This window comes from Burkholderia cenocepacia (genome assembly GCF_014211915.1).
GTDB classification, from domain to species: domain Bacteria; phylum Pseudomonadota; class Gammaproteobacteria; order Burkholderiales; family Burkholderiaceae; genus Burkholderia; species Burkholderia orbicola.
This window is the reverse complement of record NZ_CP060041.1, coordinates 966734-982713: the sequence shown is the minus strand read 5'-3', so window position 1 is coordinate 982713 and position 15980 is coordinate 966734. Positions and strand designations below refer to the sequence as shown.

General features: G+C 68.3%; 15 protein-coding genes and 1 pseudogene. 11 read left to right on the top strand and 5 right to left on the bottom strand.

From position 1 onward, the window contains the following. Positions 1-95: 95 nt before the first annotated feature. Positions 96-1043 carry a DUF4880 domain-containing protein gene (locus SY91_RS33610; protein WP_043887754.1) on the bottom strand — a complete coding sequence of 316 codons (948 nt, stop codon included), beginning with the start codon at positions 1041-1043 and terminating at the stop codon, positions 96-98. A 314-nt stretch (positions 1044-1357) separates the two neighbouring features. After that, positions 1358-2259 (bottom strand): annotated as a pseudogene (locus SY91_RS33605) (LysR substrate-binding domain-containing protein). Positions 2260-2417: 158 nt separating this feature from the next. On the opposite strand from SY91_RS33605, the gene SY91_RS33600 reads away from it, so the two are divergent. Beyond that, a complete protein-coding gene (locus SY91_RS33600; RefSeq protein ID WP_043887752.1) occupies positions 2418-3194 on the top strand; it encodes an SDR family NAD(P)-dependent oxidoreductase in 777 nt (258 codons plus the stop codon). Between the two features lie 28 nt (positions 3195-3222). Here the strand turns inward: SY91_RS33600 and SY91_RS33595 are convergent, their stop codons facing one another. Further along, positions 3223-4425, bottom strand: coding sequence for a sugar transporter (locus tag SY91_RS33595; protein ID WP_023476633.1), 1203 nt, complete (start codon positions 4423-4425; stop codon positions 3223-3225). A gap of 202 nt (positions 4426-4627) precedes the next feature. Here SY91_RS33595 and SY91_RS33590 point away from each other — a divergent pair, with 202 nt between their 5' ends. From SY91_RS33590 to SY91_RS33570, 5 genes are all read left to right on the top strand, one after another. Continuing rightward, positions 4628-5302, top strand: coding sequence for an HAD family hydrolase (locus SY91_RS33590; RefSeq protein WP_011545523.1), 675 nt, complete (start codon positions 4628-4630; stop codon positions 5300-5302). Between the two features lie 638 nt (positions 5303-5940). Then, positions 5941-6903: an SAM-dependent methyltransferase gene (locus SY91_RS33585; protein WP_011545525.1), complete on the top strand. Its 963-nt coding sequence runs from the start codon at positions 5941-5943 to the stop codon at positions 6901-6903. 13 nt (positions 6904-6916) lie between these two features. Then, on the top strand, positions 6917-8011 hold the full coding sequence (locus SY91_RS33580; RefSeq protein WP_023476631.1) for a terpene synthase family protein: 1095 nt from the start codon (positions 6917-6919) through the stop codon (positions 8009-8011). Positions 8012-8023: 12 nt separating this feature from the next. Next, a complete protein-coding gene (locus SY91_RS33575; protein ID WP_043887750.1) occupies positions 8024-9079 on the top strand; it encodes a Rieske 2Fe-2S domain-containing protein in 1056 nt (351 codons plus the stop codon). Next, complete coding sequence (locus tag SY91_RS33570; RefSeq protein ID WP_043887748.1) at positions 9076-10128, top strand: Rieske (2Fe-2S) protein; 1053 nt, start codon at positions 9076-9078, stop codon at positions 10126-10128. The genes SY91_RS33575 and SY91_RS33570 overlap by 4 nt, the downstream gene beginning before the upstream one ends. 29 nt (positions 10129-10157) lie before the next feature. Here the strand turns inward: SY91_RS33570 and SY91_RS33565 are convergent, their stop codons facing one another. Then, positions 10158-10865: a succinate dehydrogenase/fumarate reductase iron-sulfur subunit gene (locus SY91_RS33565; RefSeq protein WP_023476628.1), complete on the bottom strand. Its 708-nt coding sequence runs from the start codon at positions 10863-10865 to the stop codon at positions 10158-10160. A 90-nt stretch (positions 10866-10955) separates the two neighbouring features. Further along, positions 10956-11198, bottom strand: a complete 243-nt coding sequence (locus SY91_RS33560) for a DUF6566 family protein (protein ID WP_023476627.1) — start codon at positions 11196-11198, stop codon at positions 10956-10958. Between the two features lie 177 nt (positions 11199-11375). On the opposite strand from SY91_RS33560, the gene SY91_RS33555 reads away from it, so the two are divergent. Genes SY91_RS33555 through SY91_RS33535 form a run of 5 tightly spaced genes read left to right on the top strand, consistent with a single transcriptional unit; the run spans position 11376 to position 15886 of the window. Continuing rightward, a complete protein-coding gene (locus tag SY91_RS33555; protein ID WP_043887773.1) occupies positions 11376-12071 on the top strand; it encodes an MgtC/SapB family protein in 696 nt (231 codons plus the stop codon). Further along, entirely contained in the window at positions 12068-12391 is a 324-nt protein-coding gene (locus SY91_RS33550; protein WP_012336640.1) for a hypothetical protein, read from the top strand. Before SY91_RS33555 ends, SY91_RS33550 begins: the two co-directional genes overlap by 4 nt. Beyond that, positions 12388-14586: a VTT domain-containing protein gene (locus tag SY91_RS33545; protein WP_185921485.1), complete on the top strand. Its 2199-nt coding sequence runs from the start codon at positions 12388-12390 to the stop codon at positions 14584-14586. Before SY91_RS33550 ends, SY91_RS33545 begins: the two co-directional genes overlap by 4 nt. After that, positions 14577-15368: an endonuclease/exonuclease/phosphatase family protein gene (locus SY91_RS33540; protein WP_023478140.1), complete on the top strand. Its 792-nt coding sequence runs from the start codon at positions 14577-14579 to the stop codon at positions 15366-15368. Before SY91_RS33545 ends, SY91_RS33540 begins: the two co-directional genes overlap by 10 nt. Before the next feature lie 29 nt (positions 15369-15397). After that, positions 15398-15886: a phage protein NinX family protein gene (locus tag SY91_RS33535; protein WP_023478139.1), complete on the top strand. Its 489-nt coding sequence runs from the start codon at positions 15398-15400 to the stop codon at positions 15884-15886. Positions 15887-15980: the final 94 nt, after the last annotated feature.

The following is a 15980-nucleotide window of genomic DNA, read 5'->3' as shown; positions in this document are numbered from 1 at the left end:
GATGCGCTCTTGATTACCTTGTGCAACGAGCGGCGAAAAGTGACACCGCAAATCGAAAAAAATTCGGAGGGGGACTGGAGCGGAAGCCTGCGGTTTCAGGCAGGGGTGGCGACGGCGAGCATGTTGCCGTACAGATTCAGGGAAAACCCGAGGCTTTCGGCCAGTTGCCGGAGTGCGGCCGGCGCGTCGTCGAGCGGAAAGACGCCGCTCACGCGGCGCGACAGCGCGGCCTCCGGGAAACGGATATAGCCGCCGAAGTAACGGCCCAGCGTTTCGATCACGTCCGGCACCGCGCGGTCGAGCACGACCAGCGTGCCGCGTGTCCACGAGAAGATGTCGGCCGACGTTTCGGGCATGCGGGCGATCTGCCCGCCGGACAGCGACCACGCCGATCCATCGGGTACCCGCAAGCGGCGCCCGTGGGGCACGGCCAGCACCGCGTCGCCGCCTTGCACGGCCACGACGGTATGCAGGCGCAGAACGTCGACGCTCACGCGCGCCCGCTCGGTGCGGACCATGCCGTCGCGGGTGGTCACGACAACCGGCTGATAGCCCGCTCGATTCGGATCGGTTGCAACCTGACCGGCGGCCAGATAGAGGTCGGCCTGCTCACGCGCATGGGTATACACCCGTGTGGCCGCGCCGGCCGTGACCGAAACGTTGCCGTCGAACTGGACCCTTTGCGGGACCACATCGCCATTGTGGTAGTCCGCGTCGAGCGAAAACGTCGAAATGAGCTGGCGCGTGCCGATCCCGGCGAGCACGAGGCCTCCCAGGCCCGCGCCGGCTTTTAGCCATCGTCTGCGGTGACGCGACGGCTCGTCGAGCGCCCGCCGCACCGCCGTACTCGACGTGCCCTGCAACGGGCCGAGCCTGCCGAGCCGCTGCTGCAGTCGCGCCCACGCTTCTTCGTGGGCCGGATCCGCGCGCCGCCATGCGAGGAATGCGTCGCGCTCCGCCTGCGAAATCTCGCCGGAGCGCAGCCTCACTTCCCAGTCAATCGCCTGTTGCGCCACTGGATCGAGCGTGGAGTTACCGTTCATGAGCGTCAATCAATCGAGGGCGAACGGCCGTGCCGCTCGAACGCGGCTCGTTGCCGAGCCGCTAATTCCGGAACACGGGTTTCGCGCGGAGCATAACATGCCGTAACGAGCGCATCGCAACGAACGATGCGGCGAAATGCGCGGATCGGTGGCGTGATGCCGGGCCTCGCGGCGGTCCTCACATCGACGATCGGCCGCAGCGCCTTCAGGCGGGCCCGAGGTTGCCGAACAGCTGAAATTCGTCCGGCGTAGGGTCGGGCACGGAAAGGTTCATGATGCTGCCGCGACCGACGTTTGCCGTTGTGCGGCGCCCCCTACTCCCGCCGCGTCGCCTCCGCGAGCTTCGCCACCAGTTCGTCGTACACCACCCGGATACGACGCGGCATCGGCCCGCGCCGCGGCCGATAGACGTGCAGCTTCCACGGCTCGGGCTCGAGGCTCGGCAGCACCCGCACGAGGCGCCCCTTCCTGACGTACGGCCGCACCAGATATTCCGAACACTGGCCGACTCCCACCCCGCGCACACGGCCTCGATCTCCACCTCGGTGTCGTCCGTCAGGTAAGCCGGCGACGACGGCACGAACTGCTGCTCGCCGCGAAACATCCACGGCCACGGCCGCCCGCTTGCACGATCGATCAGGCACGTCACCGGCATCGCTTCGAGTGCCTTGCGGTTTTTCGGCTCGCCCAGCCGCCGGATCAGCGACGGCGCGGCCACCACCCACATCGGCAGCGGCCCGACCATGCGCGCGACGAAGCGGTTGTCGCCGATCGCGCCGACACGCACGCCGATGTCGATCTGCTCGTCGACCACCGGCGACGGCACGTCGGACAGCCGCAGATCGGGCACGAGCCCCGGATATCGCTGCATGAGGCCGGTGAGGACCGGCTGCACGTAATGCCGCCCCATGCCCGACGGCGCGGTGATCCGGACGACGCCGACCGGCTCGTCGCGCTGGCCGGTCGCCGGCCCGAACAGCCCGTCGACCACGGCCAGCGCGCCCTGCACCTCGCGCGCGAACGACTGGCCGAACGCGGTGATCCGGATGCTGCGGGTCGTCCGGTGAAACAGCGTTTCGCCGAGCATCTCCTCCAGTTCGCGCACCGCGCGCGTGACGACCTGCGGCGACACGCCGAGCCGCGCGGCCGCCTCGCGAAACGTCGGCGCCGCGGCGGCCGCGGAAAAGATCTTCAGGATGTCGAGGCGGTTGAGCATGGGAAGCCTTTATGATGCTCGCGAAAAAGCGATTTTAATTCCCCAAAAAGGAATTCTGAATGCGCCATTGTTCCATTTTTTTGTCGACGTCGAACGACCACAATGCGCATCAGACGTCGCTTCGACGCAACGGATCACCCCTCACGGAGAAACGCATCATGAACGCAAGCACGCACTCTGCCCCGCTCGACGGTCGCATCGCCCTCGTGACGGGCGCCAGTTCAGGCATCGGCCGCGCGTCGGCGATCGAACTCGCGCGCCGCGGCGCGAAGGTCGTCGTCAGCGCCCGACGCAAGGCCGAACTCGATCGACTGGTCGACGAGATCGCGACCGCCGGCGGCAACGCAACGGCCTTTGCCGCGGATGTCGCGAACGAAGCCGAGCTCCGCAAGCTATTCGATTTCACGGTGTCGACCCACGGACGGCTCGACGTCGCGTTCAACAATGCGGGCACGGAAGGCGTGTTCGCGCCGATGCTCGAGCAGGACGCGCAAAGCTACGACCGGGTGTTCGAGCCGAACGTGCGCGGCGTGTTCAATTCGATGAAGTTCGCGGCTGAGATCATGCTGCGTCAGGGCAAGGGCAGCATCATCAACAATGCGTCGATGGGCGGCGTCATCGGCTTCGAGAACGCGTCGGTGTATATCGCGAGCAAGCACGCGGTGATCGGGATGACGAAGACGGCTTCGATCGAATGGTTCAAACGCGGCGTGCGCGTCAACGCGCTGTGCCCGGGGCTGATCGATACGCCGTTCCATCACCGAGGCATCTGGGCGTCGGAGGAAGCACGGCTCGCCTTTGCCGAATCGACGCCGGCCGGCCGCTGGGCATCCGCCGACGAGATGGCGACGGTCGTCGCGTTCCTCGCGTCGGACGATGCCAGCTATGTGTCGGGGCACGCGCTGGTGGCCGACGGCGGCTATTCGGTCGCGTGATGCACCGGCGGCGTGCCGGGCAGCGGCTTCACGGCGTGGGGGCCGCGAGCGCCGCTTCCCGTTTCGCGTGCAGCCGCAACGCGGCCCACGCGACCCCGGCCGCGAAGATCGCGACCACGCCGCCGAAGGTGCCGATCCACGGCAGCCCGAAGTCGCCCGCGATATGGTTGCCGAGCAGCGCGCCGGCGCCGATGCCGACGTTGTACAGCCCCGAGTAGATCGACACGGCCAGATCGGTGGCGTCCGGCGCCAGCTTCAGTACCCACGCCTGCATCGCCAGCCCGAAACAGACGATCGCGCCGCCCCACACCAGCGTGTGCACGGACAGCGTGACGATGTTCAGCGCGCACGGGAACAGGATCAGCAGGCAGCCCGACAACGCGACGATCGACGCCAGCAGGAAATCGTCGGGTCGGTGCGGATAGACGCGATTGAAGCAGACCGCGGCCGGCAGGCCGGCGATGCCGAACAGGATCAGCACGTACGTGATCCGGCTGTTGCTCGCATGGTTGATGCTCTGCACGAACGGTTCGATGTACGTGTACGACGTGAAGTGCGCGGACACGACCAGCACGGTGATCGCATACAGCGCGACCAGCGCCGGCTTGCGCAGGAACACGCCGATGCTGCTCAGCGACCCGGCGCCCTGGCTCGGCAGCAACGGCAACGTGGCGCGCAGCAACAGCAGCGCGATGCCCGCCGTGCCCGCGATGATCAGGAACGTGACGCGCCAGCCGAACGCCTCGCCGATCACGCGTCCGAGCGGAATCCCGGCGACCATCGCGATCGCCGAGCCCATCGCGATCAGGCTGAGCGCACGGCTTTTGCGGTCGCTCGGCGCAAGCCGCACCGCGAGCGGGATCGAAATCGACCAGAACACCGCATGCGCACACGCGATGCCGAGCCGGCCGATCATCAGCACCGTGAAATTCCACGCGACGCCGGTCACGACATGGCTGCCGATGAACACCAGCAGCGCCACGCTCAACAGCTTGCGGCGCTCGACGTGGCGCGTGACGAACGTCAGCGGCAGCGACACGACCGCGACGGCCCACGCGTAGATCGTCAGCATCAGGCCGACGGCGGTCGGCTGCATCTGCAGGCTGTCGCCGATCGCGCTCAACAGCGCGACGGGCACGAATTCGGTGGTATTGAAGATGAAGGCGGTGAGCGCCAGGGCCAGAACGCCCCACCACGATTGTTCGGAACTGACGGCGTCGGGGGTTGCCATACGGGGATTCGACGAAGGTTGGGCGTGCGCGGGCGGCCCGCCCGGCGCATCGGCGCGATTGTACCAGCGGTGTTCGACCCGCCGCCGCCGGGCGCGGTGCGTGCGGCGCGGGACATGGCGGTGACACGGCCGTGCGCCGATAATGTGACGCATTGGGTTTTGCCGACGATTTGCCCGACGATCATCGGGCCAGGAGAGTTACATGCGCATTGAAACGTCATTTCTGTTCGATCTCGACGGCACGCTCGTCGACAGCGTCTATCAGCACGTACTCGCGTGGAAGGAAGCGCTCGACGCCGAAGGCATCGAACTGTCGGTGTGGCGCATCCATCGCAAGATCGGGATGAGCGGCGGCCTGTTCCTGAATCAGTTGCTGCGCGAAACGGCCGGCGACATCGACGCCGAGCGCGTCGAGCGGCTCGCGCGGCTGCATGCGGCCGCGTACCAGCGGCTGCGCGCGCAGGTCCGGCCGCTGCCGGGCGCGCGCGAACTGCTGGCCGCGCTGTCGAATGCCGGCATTCGCTGGGCGATCGCGACCAGCGGGCGAATGGAAACGGCGGCGATCAATCTCGAGGCGCTCGGCGTCGATCCGGCGAAGAACGTCGTCGTCACGCGCGATCAGGTGAAATATGCGAAGCCGGACCCGGACCTGTTCCTGACCGCGGCCGCGAAGCTGAACGTGCCGATCGAGCATACGGTGGTGGTCGGCGACAGCATCTGGGACATGCTCGCCGCCGCCCGCTGCCGCGCGCTCGGCGTCGGGCTGCTGGCGGGCGGGTACGGCAGCGACGAACTGGAACGCGCCGGCGCGCTGCGCGTGTACGACGATCCGGCGGATCTGCTGTGGCACCTCGACGAGGTGGCTGCGCGGCCGTAGCCGTAGGCGCCGGTCCACCGCGCCCGATCCGCTCCTGCGGGAGCGGGCGTTTCAGTCGAGTTTGACGTCATGCGGCCGCACGAGCTCGTCCGGCCGGATAGCCGCGCGCGCGATCGTTCGCGTCGCGGCTTTTTTCGATTCATCGAATCGAAACAATCCCCACCGCCATTGACAAGCGCGATTTTAATATTTCTATTCGCACCTGTTTTCCCGTGTTTTTAAAACACACGGGAAGATTCTTGAAAAATCGAATCGCCTTTCATATAACAAAAACACTTCGTTTCCGGTTCACGATCGCTGTGCCCGAATCGTGAAAATATGCGTTGCGTACGGAACCGAACCGGCCAGCCAGCGCCAGCTCGCGTCGCCAGACGTCCCAGGCACGATATGGGGCCTGTGTCGCAATGTGGCGTCGTAGCGCCCTTTCCGCCATTTATCCGGGGATTCTATAAATGCGCACGGATCTTTCACCTTCATAACGTTTCGACCGAAGCATTACCTCGATTTATTCGATTGCACGATCACAGGTATCGGCCGGGGTATTTTTGTGCCGGCGTTTCGTAAAGACGTGCGCCGCCGCTCGATCGGCGGGCATTGTTTTGTCCGGTTTGACGGAAATGGACGACGCGAGGATTTCGATGAATCAGATCAGCGAACAGGCGATCGCCGAACTGCGCGCGCCGCACCTGGAACCCGCCCTGCCGATCCGGGTGCTGCATGGCGAGACGGTGAGCGATTACGAGCGGAAAGTGCAGACGACCTACGCCGGCAGCCCGGACGACTGGCGCAAGGCGATCGGCGAGTACCTGTTGTTCCAGTTCGGTGTGTACGACGATCCGCGCTCCACGCCGCCGATCTCGCTCGATGAATCGGGCATTCGCTACTTCGAACGCCAGCTTCATCTCGCCGGCTTCGACGACCCCGTTCCCGCCCGGGTCGAACGCATTCTCGACATCGGCTGCGGCTGGGGCTACATCCTCAAGTATCTGGCCGGCCGCTTCCCCGGCTGCATGCGCCTCGACGGTATCAACGTCAGTCGCGAACAGCTCGACTACTGCGCCCGCTTTCATGCGCAACACGGGCTCGCGGAACGCATCAACCTGTATCAGTGCAACGCACAGGACGTCGATCGACTGCCCGATCCCGCGACGCCGTACGATCTCGTGATCATTCGCGGCGTGATCTCGCACTTCCCGAACGCGCTGTACGAAAAGGCGATGCGTGCGCTGCATGCGCGTGTGCGCGGCGGCGGCTCGGTGGTGATCTCGGACAATCTGTACAACGTCGACCTGAGCGAATACGCATCCGACACGCCGGACGAGGTCGACCGGATCGCGTGCAAGCACAGGAAGACGCCCGATTATTTCAGGCAGGTGCTGATCGACGCCGGGTTCGCGATCCGCGACATGCGCGTGCTGCCGTCGAACATCGACGTCGCGCGCTGGCTGATGGATGCCAAGGCCAACATCGACCGCCATTTTCCGCACCGTGCGCCGGACACGCTGGAAGAACTGCGCGTGCTCGCCGAAAACTGGTCCGTCGCGCTGATCAAGAACAAGGTGTCGACCTACAGCATCGTCGCGGTCAAACCGGACGCGTAACTTGGAGAGCCGCATGCAAGCATCCGGAACGCCACGCGCCACGAGCGCCCCGCCCAGCGAGACGCAAACGCTGGTGCTGCCGCTGCCGCATCTGTCGCTGCCCGTCGCACGGCACCCGCAGCATGAAGCAATCGAGCGGCAACTCGCGATCGACGACTACCCGTACATCGTGCAGCACTATCGCAGCGACGCAGCGGCGCGCCGTTTTCTCGCGCAGCGCATTCCCGCGTATGGCAGCCTGTGCTACCCGAATGCGCGGCCCGATCGCGTGTACGCGCTCCACCGCATGATGCACGTCACGACGCTGATGGACGACGCCTTCACGCATCTCGCACGCACCGGCGATCAGGCGGGGCTCGACTCGTTGCGCGAGCATTTCCTGGCGGCCGTCGACGGCACGCCGCCGCCGGCCGACGCACCTTCCGCGCGGCTGCTGCACGACACGCTGCAGTTGATGCGCACCCAGAGCGAGGCGCGCCCGGCCTTCTGGCGGCGGTTCGTCGAATGCATCCGCGAGCAGGTCCATACGCAGGCCAGCCCGACGGCAACCGACGCAACGCGCCTGTCGTTGGCCGACTATCTGGCGTTTCGCCGGGTCGAGGGCTTCGGCCACTGGATCACGCTGCTCATCGAATACGCGCTCGACATCGACATGGGGCAGCACCTCGCGCAACACGCGGCGCTGGCCGACGCGCGGGACGCGACGATCGACTCGGTGATTCTCGTCAACGACCTGTTTTCGTTTCGCAAGGAATGGTCCGCGCACGAGCGATTCAATGCCGTGTGGATCCTGATGCGCGTCGAGCAACTGAACGCCCAGGCGGCGCTCGACCGGCTGGCGGCACGCTGCACGTCGAACGAGCGCCGCCTGATCGACGCGCGTGAAGCGGTCGCGACGGGCGCGCTGGCCGGCGACGCCGACGCGCAGGCCTACGTGACGGAGCTGTGTTACATGAGTGCCGGCAATGCGGAGTTTCATGCATTCAGCACCCGCTACCACGGCGACGATCTCGGCGGCGGGCGCTTCGCCGGCGGCGCAGTCGCGATGACGGCACTGCCGACGCTCGAGGAAATCGCGGCGGCGGACCGGCATGCTTCGCCCCGGTGACTGGAGACGCACATGCACGCACCGATCCCTCTTGTGCCCGAATCCGCCGCCGCTTCGCGACATCGCTATCCGGACGGCTGGTTCGCGCTGGCCTACAGCCGCGACGTCAAACCCGGCGCGCTCGTCGTAACGCGCTTCATGGGCGCGGACGTCGTGCTGTATCGAACGGCATCCGGCCTGATTCGCGCGGTCGCGCCGCATTGTCCGCACCTCGGCGCGCATCTCGGGCACGGCGGCGTCGTGCGCGGCGAGGAGATCGTATGCCCGTTCCATCACCTCGCGTTCGCGCCGGACGGCACCTGCGTGCGCGCCGGGCGCGACGGCAAGCCGCCCGCCGCCGCGCTGCGGCAGCGCCCCGTATGCGAATGGAACGGCCTCGTGCTCGCATGGCAGAACCGTGCGGGCGCAGCGCCGTCGTGGTCGCTGCCCGAACTCGACCTCGACGGCTATTCGCGGCCGCGCGGCCAGTGCCACACGCTGAACGGCAGCCTGCAGAATCCGGCCGAGAACGGCGTCGACGTCAATCATTTCAGCCCGGTGCACGGCTGGTCGAATCCGGTGCTGGAGCCGCTGCAAGCCGACGGCCACCGGCTGACGATGCGCTCGACGCTCGTGCTGCTCGGGCAGCGGCTGCTGCTGGACATCACGATGCACGGCCTGGGCTGCATGGCCGCGCGCATGGAACTGCCGGACCTCGGGCTGCACGCACGGGTCGTGCTGTTCCCGACGCAGATCGAACCCGATCGCTGGACCTGCCGCGAATTCGTCGCGCTGCGCGTCGAACGTGCATCGGCGTGGCCGTCGCCGCTGCGCCGGGCCCTGCACGAGGTCCTCGCGAGCGCCGCATACCGGCTGTGGTTCGTGCCGCAATTCAGGCGCGACCTGCGCATCTGGGATCACCGCGACTACGACGCACGCCCGACGCTGATGGCCGGCGAGCTGCCGATCATGACGTTCCGGCGCTGGGCCGCGCAGTTCTACCCGGCGCCCGGCGGCGACGCACCCGACGGGCGAGACGGCCCCGTGTCGGCGGCCGTCGCACATGTCGATCGGGAATTCGCGCGATGAGTGCCATGCCGATGCAGGAGCGCGCGATGCATGCAGCCGGCCCCGTCGACGAAACCGCGCCGCTGCCCTATCCGGACGGGTGGTTCGCGCTGTGTTTCAGCCGCGAACTGAAGCGCGGGGCCGTGCTCACGACGCCGTTCATGGGACGCGACGTCGTGCTGTACCGGACGGCCTCGGGCGTCGCCTGCGCGGTCGACGCGTATTGCCCGCACCAGGGCGCGCATCTCGGCCACGGCGGCACGGTCGACGGCGAGCAGATCGTCTGTCCGTTCCATCACTACGCGTACGGCCCCGACGGCCGGCGTATCGCCGCCGGCTGCACGAAAGGCGGCCAACGGCTGACGCTTCGCACCTGGCATGTGCGCGAGTGGAACGGCTTCGTGTTCGTATGGCAGAACGCCGACGGCCTGGCGCCGACCTGGGAACTGCCGGAAGTGGACATGACCGGCTTCTCGGCACCGGTCGGCCAGGCATTCACGCTACGCGGCGTGATGCAGAACCTGCCGGAAAACGGCTTCGATCTCGAACATTTCGGCGCGCTGCATCGCTGGAAGGACATGAAGCCGCATACGCCCGTGATCGACGGCCCGCGCATTTCGATGCAGGTCGACATGGCGTGGAAGAACATCAAATGGCGCACGCTGATCGGCGTTCACGGCCTTGGCTGCGTGTCGTCCGATCATGAAATGAAGGCGATCGGCCTCGAAGCGAAGATCTTCGCGTGCGGCGTGCAGGTCGCGCCGTTGCGCTGGACCTTCCGGGACGGTATCTCGTTCCGCTTTTCGTGGCTGTCGAGGTGGCCGGCTCCGTTGCAGCGGATCGTCTACGCCGCGCTCGGCCGGTTGCTGCACCGGCTGTGGCTGGTGCCGGTGTTCAAGGAAGACATCATGGTGTGGAGCCATCGCGACTACACCGGCTACGGTACCCCGGTCGCAGGCGACGGGCCGTATCCGGTGTTCCAGCGATGGGCGCGGCAGTTCTATCCGGCCGGCGATCGCGTTGCGGCACGGCATCGCACCGCGCAGGCGGACGCGTTTGCCGGGAAATAGCGGAGCCCTGGCCCCCGGGATGTCCCGCGCTACACCGTCCGCCTGACCAGCATCGTCCGGATCTCCGAAATCGCCTTGGTCGGATTCAGCCCCTTCGGGCACACGTCCGTGCAATTCATGATCGTCCGGCAGCGGAACAGCCGGTACGGGTCCTCGAGATCGTCGAGCCGCTCGGCCGTCGCGAGATCGCGCGAATCGGCGATGAAGCGGTACGCCTGCAGCAGCCCGGCCGGACCGACGAACTTGTCCGGGTTCCACCAGTAGCTCGGACACGACGTCGAACAGCACGCGCACAGGATGCATTCGTACAGTCCGTCGAGCTGGTCGCGCTCCTCCGGCGATTGCAGCCGCTCGCGCGCGGGCGGCGTCGTGTCGTTGATCAGGTATGGCCGGATCGAGTGGTACTGGTTGAAGAAATCGGTCATGTCGACGATCAGGTCGCGCACCACCGGCAGCCCCGGCAACGGCCGCAGCACGATCTCGCGCGGCAGCGTCTGCATGTTCGTCAGGCATGCGAGGCCGTTCTTGCCGTTGATGTTCATCGCGTCCGAGCCGCAGATGCCTTCACGGCAGGAGCGCCGATACGACAGCGTCTCGTCGTCGCATTTCACGCGGCCCAGCACGTCGAGCAGCATGCGGTCGTCCGGGTTCACGTCGATCTCGTAGCGCTGCAGGTAAGGCGCCGCGTCGCGGTCGGGGTCGTAGCGGTAGATATGCAGGGTACGCGGATCGCTCATCGGTTCCTCCCGGCGCGGGCCGGCATGGGTTCACAAGGTACTTGCCGTGGTGCGCTGTCGCGGCACACGGCGCCGCAAGCGCGATGCCAGTCAGTCGTCGTCCACGCGCTTGTCGATCAGATAGCGGCCGCGCTCGAGGCCCGCCCGCAGCGCCTCGACCTCGGTCAGCCATTCCGGGCCGGCGGCTTCCGGCACCACCAGCTCGATGCGCGCGCCGTTGACGTACACCTGCACCTCGTCGCGCCATGCGCCGCGCTCGTTGGGTCGCGCCCAGACGAAAATCTCGTGGCCGCGATACGGGTCCCGAACCTGTGCGTCCTGTTGATGTGCCACGGTGGCCTCCTGTCTTATCTGCGATAGCGATGCAAAAAATGCGCGCCGCATGCTCGTCAGGCGCGCCGCCGGCCTTGCGCGCACGCGCCGTGCCCGGCCGGCACGCTGCTTGCGTCCCTTTTCCGCATCGAACCGCTACCAGGCCCGCTTCGCTGAGGGCCGGAAGGGATGCACATCATGATCGGCCACCTCGAACTACTAGGACGCCTGTTGCTGGCCGCGCTGCTCGGCAGCGTGATCGGGCTCGAACGCGAACGCCTGAACTGGGCCGCCGGGCTGCGCACGCACATGCTCGTGTGCGTCGGTTCCGCGCTTGTGATGCTGGTGTCGACGTTCGGCTTCGAGGACGTGCGCGGGCAGAACGGCGTCGTGCTCGATCCGTCGCGGGTCGCCGCGCAAGTGGTGTCCGGCATCGGCTTTCTCGGCGCGGGCTCGATCCTGCTGCGCGGCGAAGTGGTGCGCGGGCTGACGACGGCCGCGAGCCTGTGGGCGGTGGCCGGCGTCGGGCTCGCCGCGGGCGGCGGCATGGTGGTTGCGTCGGTCGGCGCGACGGCGATCGTGCTCGCGATCCTCGCGGGCGTGAAGCCGCTCGAGCGCCGCTTCATCGCGCAGCGCCAGCAGCGCACACTGCAGCTCGTGGTCGAGCGCGGCGGCCTCACGCTCGGCACGCTGCACGAAGCGCTCGGCCCCGGCCGGGTGCGCGTGAAACGGTTCATCGTCCAGCAATCGGACGACGATCCGGACACCGACGACATCTCCGTCTCGTTCTCGCGCACGAGCGGGCCGGAATTTGCGGCGATCTGCGAGACGCTGCAAAACATCGCGTGCGTACGGACCTGTCAACCCGACACCTCGTCAAGGAGTTTCGTGTGACCCAGACCGACCTGCTCTCCTATCTCGTGACGAGCCAGCTCGCCGCGCGCATGCGCAGCGGCGCCTGGCTCACGACCAGCCAGCTGGTGGGCGCGCTGCGCGCGTGGCTCGCGTGCCAGCGCGCCGAATGCGACTGGCTCGACCGGATCAGGATCGCGCACGCGTCGGCGACGATCGCGCAGGAGATCTACGACATCGCGGTCGCGCACGGCGAGCATGCGCGGCTCGACGCGCATTCGCCGGAGTTGCAGGGGCTTCGCGCACGCTGCGATGCGCTGTTGCAGCGGATCGACGGCAACCGGGACGTCGGGGCCCGATGATCGCGCCGGATCGCATGACCCGCGCCGACGACCGGCGCGTCGACGCCGCGCCGGCGGACGGCCCGTCGCGGCACGGCCTGCTCGAACGCGGGCGCAACTGCGACACGATCCGCCACGCAGACCGCTTCGCAATGCTGGTCGACGGCGACGCGTATTTCTCGACGCTGCGCGCCGCGCTGCTGCGTGCGCGCCATACGGTGTTCATCGTCGGCTGGGACGTCGACAGCCGGATGCGGCTCGCGCCGGGCGGCGCGGACGACACGCTGCCCGACACGCTTGCGGCCTTCCTGCATGCGCTCGCGTCTGCTCGTCACAACCTGCGCATCTACGTGCTCGCGTGGGATTTCGCGATGATCTACGCGCTGGAGCGCGACTGGCCGCCCGTGTATCGGGCCGGCTGGCGCGCGCATCGCGGCATCCGGTTCCGGCTCGACGATGCACACCCGCGCGGCGCGTCGCATCACCAGAAGCTGGTCGTGATCGACGACCGGCTCGCGTTCGTCGGCGGCCTCGACCTGACGCGCGCCCGCTGGGACACACCCGCGCACGCAGCCGACGATCCGCGCCGCCGCGACGAGCAAGGCATGCCGTACGGGCCGTTCCACGACGTGCACGCGATGTTCGACGGCGATGCGGCCGCCGCGATCGGCGATCAGGCGCGGGCCCGCTGGCTACAAGCGTGCGGGCGCCCGATCGCGATCCGCGCGCAGCGGCATCTCGAGCGGCCCGACGACGACGATCCGTGGCCGCACGAGGCGCGCGTCGACGTGCACGACGTGCAGCTCGGCATCGCCTATACGGCGCCGCGCCACGGCGGGCGTGAACCGGTGCGGCAGGTGCGCGCGCTGGTCGAGGACACGATCCGCGCCGCGCAGCGGCACCTGTATGTCGAAAACCAGTATTTCACCGCGGCGGTGGTGCGCGAAGCGTTGTCCGCGCGCCTCGCCGATACGGACGGGCCGGACGTCACCGTCGTCGCGCCGCGCGTGCAGAGCGGCTGGCTGCAGGAAGCGACGATGGGCGTGCTGCGCGCGCGGCTGCACGCGACGCTCGCGTCGGCCGACCGCTTCGACCGCTACCGGCTGCTGTATCCGCACGTCGACGGGCTCGGCGACGGGTGCGTGAACGTGCACAGCAAGCTCGCGATCGTCGACGACGAATGCATCGTGATCGGCAGCGCGAACCTCAATAACCGCTCGATGGTGCTCGATACCGAATGCTGCATCGCGCTCGTCGCAGCCGGTGATCCGCGCATCCGCGGCGCGATCGCCGGCATGCGCGAGCGGCTGCTGGCCGAGCATCTCGGCACGACGCCTGCGGCTGTGGCCGAAGCGTTCGCGTGTGGGGAACGGCCGAACGTCGTACTCGACCGGCTGCGCGCGAAGCCTGGCCGCACGCTGCGCACGCTCGATCCGGCCGTGTCGCCGCAATTCGAGGCGCTCGTGCCGGTCAGCGCGCGGCTCGACCCCGAGCAGCCGATCGAGCCCGACCGGTTCGTCCGCGAATTCGTGCCGCACGAACAGCACCGCTCGCTCACCGCGCGCTTTTTCGTGCTGGGCGCGATCGTGCTCGCGATCGCCGCGCTGGCGCTCGCGTGGCGCTTCACGCCGCTGGGCGCACACCTGAACGTCGCATCGCTGTCGCACGCGGTGGCCGGCATCGCGCGGCTGCCGGCCGCGCCGGTGCTGCTGCTCGCGGCCTACGTGGTGGCGGCGACCTGCGCGGTGCCGATCACGCTGCTGATCGCCGCGACGGGGCTCGTGTTCGGCGCGTGGCCGGGCTTCGCGTATGCGGGCGTCGGCTCGCTGGCGGCCGCCGCCGCGACCTACGCGCTGGGCCGCTGGCTCGGGCGCGACGCGGTGCGCCGGCTCGCCGGCCCGCGCGCGAACCGGCTGAGCGAGCACATCGGCCGGCGCGGCGTGGTCGCGATGGCCGTGCTGCGGCTGCTGCCGATCGCGCCGTTCACCGTCGTGAACCTCGTCGCCGGCGCGTCGCACATCGGGCTGCGCGACTACCTGATCGGCACCGCGCTCGGGATGCTGCCCGGCATCGTGCTGACCGTCACGTTCGCGCACCAGCTGAGCGCCGCGCTCAGCCATCCGGGGCCCGGCGCGTTCGCGTGGCTCGCGGCGATCGGCCTCGCGCTGGTCGGCGTGTCGATCCTGCTCGTGAGGATGCTGCGACGATGGCACTGAGCCAACAACCGGCCCCGGCGCCGCACGTCGTCACCGCCGACGCGGCGCCCGCCGCCGCGCCGGGCGGGCGCGACCTGCGGATCGCGACCTACAACATCCACGGCGGCTACGGTACATGGCCGGCACGTGCGGTCGACCGGATCGCGGCCGTGATCGACGAACTCGACGCGGACGTGATCGCGCTGCAGGAAGTGCCGCTCGGCGGCACGCGCGCGCCCGACGTGCTCGCGCACCTGCGCGACGCGACCGGCATGCACGCGGTGGCCGGCCCGACGATCGACACGCCCGAGCGCCGCTACGGCAACGCGGTGCTGTCGCGCTGCCCGATCCGCGCGGCGCGCACGCTCGACCTGTCGTTCCACCCGCGCGAGCCGCGCGGCGCGCTCGACGCCGACATCGACTGCAGCACGGGCCCGATCCGCGTGGTCGCGACCCATCTCGGGCTGTCGGCCAGCGAACGCAGCGCGCAGGTGCAGCGGCTGCTCGCGGCATTCGATACCGGCGCGATGCCGGTGATCCTGCTCGGCGACATCAACGAATGGTTCGTGCGCGGCCGCGCGCTGCAGGCGCTCGTCACGCGGTTCCGTCGTGCGCCGGCGCCACGCACGTTCCCGACCGTGTGCCCGGTGTTCTCGCTGGACCGGATCTGGATTCATCCGGGCGAGCTGCTGGTCGACGTGGTCGTGCACCGCAGCGCGCGGGCGCGGCACGCGTCGGACCACTACCCGCTGGTGGCGCGGATGCGTTCGACGCCCGCGACGGGCACGGCGCTTGCGCGCTGACGCGTTTTTCGATCGAACGGAGGCAGCCCATGCGAACCGACGCACTCGACGGAAAGGATCTCGACTACTGGTGCGCACGCGCGTTGTGCGCCGATGACGAAGACACGCTGCGCTTCACGGCGGTCGCGCCGACCGTGGTCGTGACGGCCGCGTGCGACGCGTTCCGGCATCTCGACGCACCGTTCGCGCCTTCGGCGTCGTGGGCCGACGCGGGCGCGGTGCTCGATCGCGTGGAGGACCTGCGGATCGCCCGCCATGGCGATGAGGTCGAATGCGACGCGACGTTCGTCGACGGCCCGTCGACCTGCGGCGCGCATGGCCACACGGCGCGCGAGGCGCTGCTGCGCGCGTTCGTGCGTGCGCGCTTCGGCGACCAGGTGGACGAGCCGCCGCCGTTCCCGCACCGGATCGAACATGGCGCGGTGGTGCGGTATGACCCGGGTGTGCCGATTCCGACGACGGACGATGATGCCGCGACGGGCGACAGTTCGGATATCCGCTCCATACCGCGCATGTAGTACATACGTGGGCCTGGCGCTCATGTAAAAACGACAGGCCCCTTCAAACCGCCTTCCCCTGCACGCCCCCGTTCTGCTGACGTTCGCGCAGCAG

Excerpts from the sequence above, each read along its gene's own strand:
- SY91_RS33610 (WP_043887754.1), bottom strand. The coding sequence starts at position 1,043 with ATGAACGGTAACTCCACGCTCGATCCAGTGGCGCAACAGGCGATTGAC.
- SY91_RS33600 (WP_043887752.1), top strand. The coding sequence starts at position 2,418 with ATGAACGCAAGCACGCACTCTGCCCCGCTCGACGGTCGCATCGCCCTC.
- SY91_RS33595 (WP_023476633.1), bottom strand. The coding sequence starts at position 4,425 with ATGGCAACCCCCGACGCCGTCAGTTCCGAACAATCGTGGTGGGGCGTT.
- SY91_RS33590 (WP_011545523.1), top strand. The coding sequence starts at position 4,628 with ATGCGCATTGAAACGTCATTTCTGTTCGATCTCGACGGCACGCTCGTC.
- SY91_RS33585 (WP_011545525.1), top strand. The coding sequence starts at position 5,941 with ATGAATCAGATCAGCGAACAGGCGATCGCCGAACTGCGCGCGCCGCAC.
- SY91_RS33580 (WP_023476631.1), top strand. The coding sequence starts at position 6,917 with ATGCAAGCATCCGGAACGCCACGCGCCACGAGCGCCCCGCCCAGCGAG.
- SY91_RS33575 (WP_043887750.1), top strand. The coding sequence starts at position 8,024 with ATGCACGCACCGATCCCTCTTGTGCCCGAATCCGCCGCCGCTTCGCGA.
- SY91_RS33570 (WP_043887748.1), top strand. The coding sequence starts at position 9,076 with ATGAGTGCCATGCCGATGCAGGAGCGCGCGATGCATGCAGCCGGCCCC.
- SY91_RS33565 (WP_023476628.1), bottom strand. The coding sequence starts at position 10,865 with ATGAGCGATCCGCGTACCCTGCATATCTACCGCTACGACCCCGACCGC.
- SY91_RS33555 (WP_043887773.1), top strand. The coding sequence starts at position 11,376 with ATGATCGGCCACCTCGAACTACTAGGACGCCTGTTGCTGGCCGCGCTG.
- SY91_RS33545 (WP_185921485.1), top strand. The coding sequence starts at position 12,388 with ATGATCGCGCCGGATCGCATGACCCGCGCCGACGACCGGCGCGTCGAC.
- SY91_RS33540 (WP_023478140.1), top strand. The coding sequence starts at position 14,577 with ATGGCACTGAGCCAACAACCGGCCCCGGCGCCGCACGTCGTCACCGCC.
- SY91_RS33535 (WP_023478139.1), top strand. The coding sequence starts at position 15,398 with ATGCGAACCGACGCACTCGACGGAAAGGATCTCGACTACTGGTGCGCA.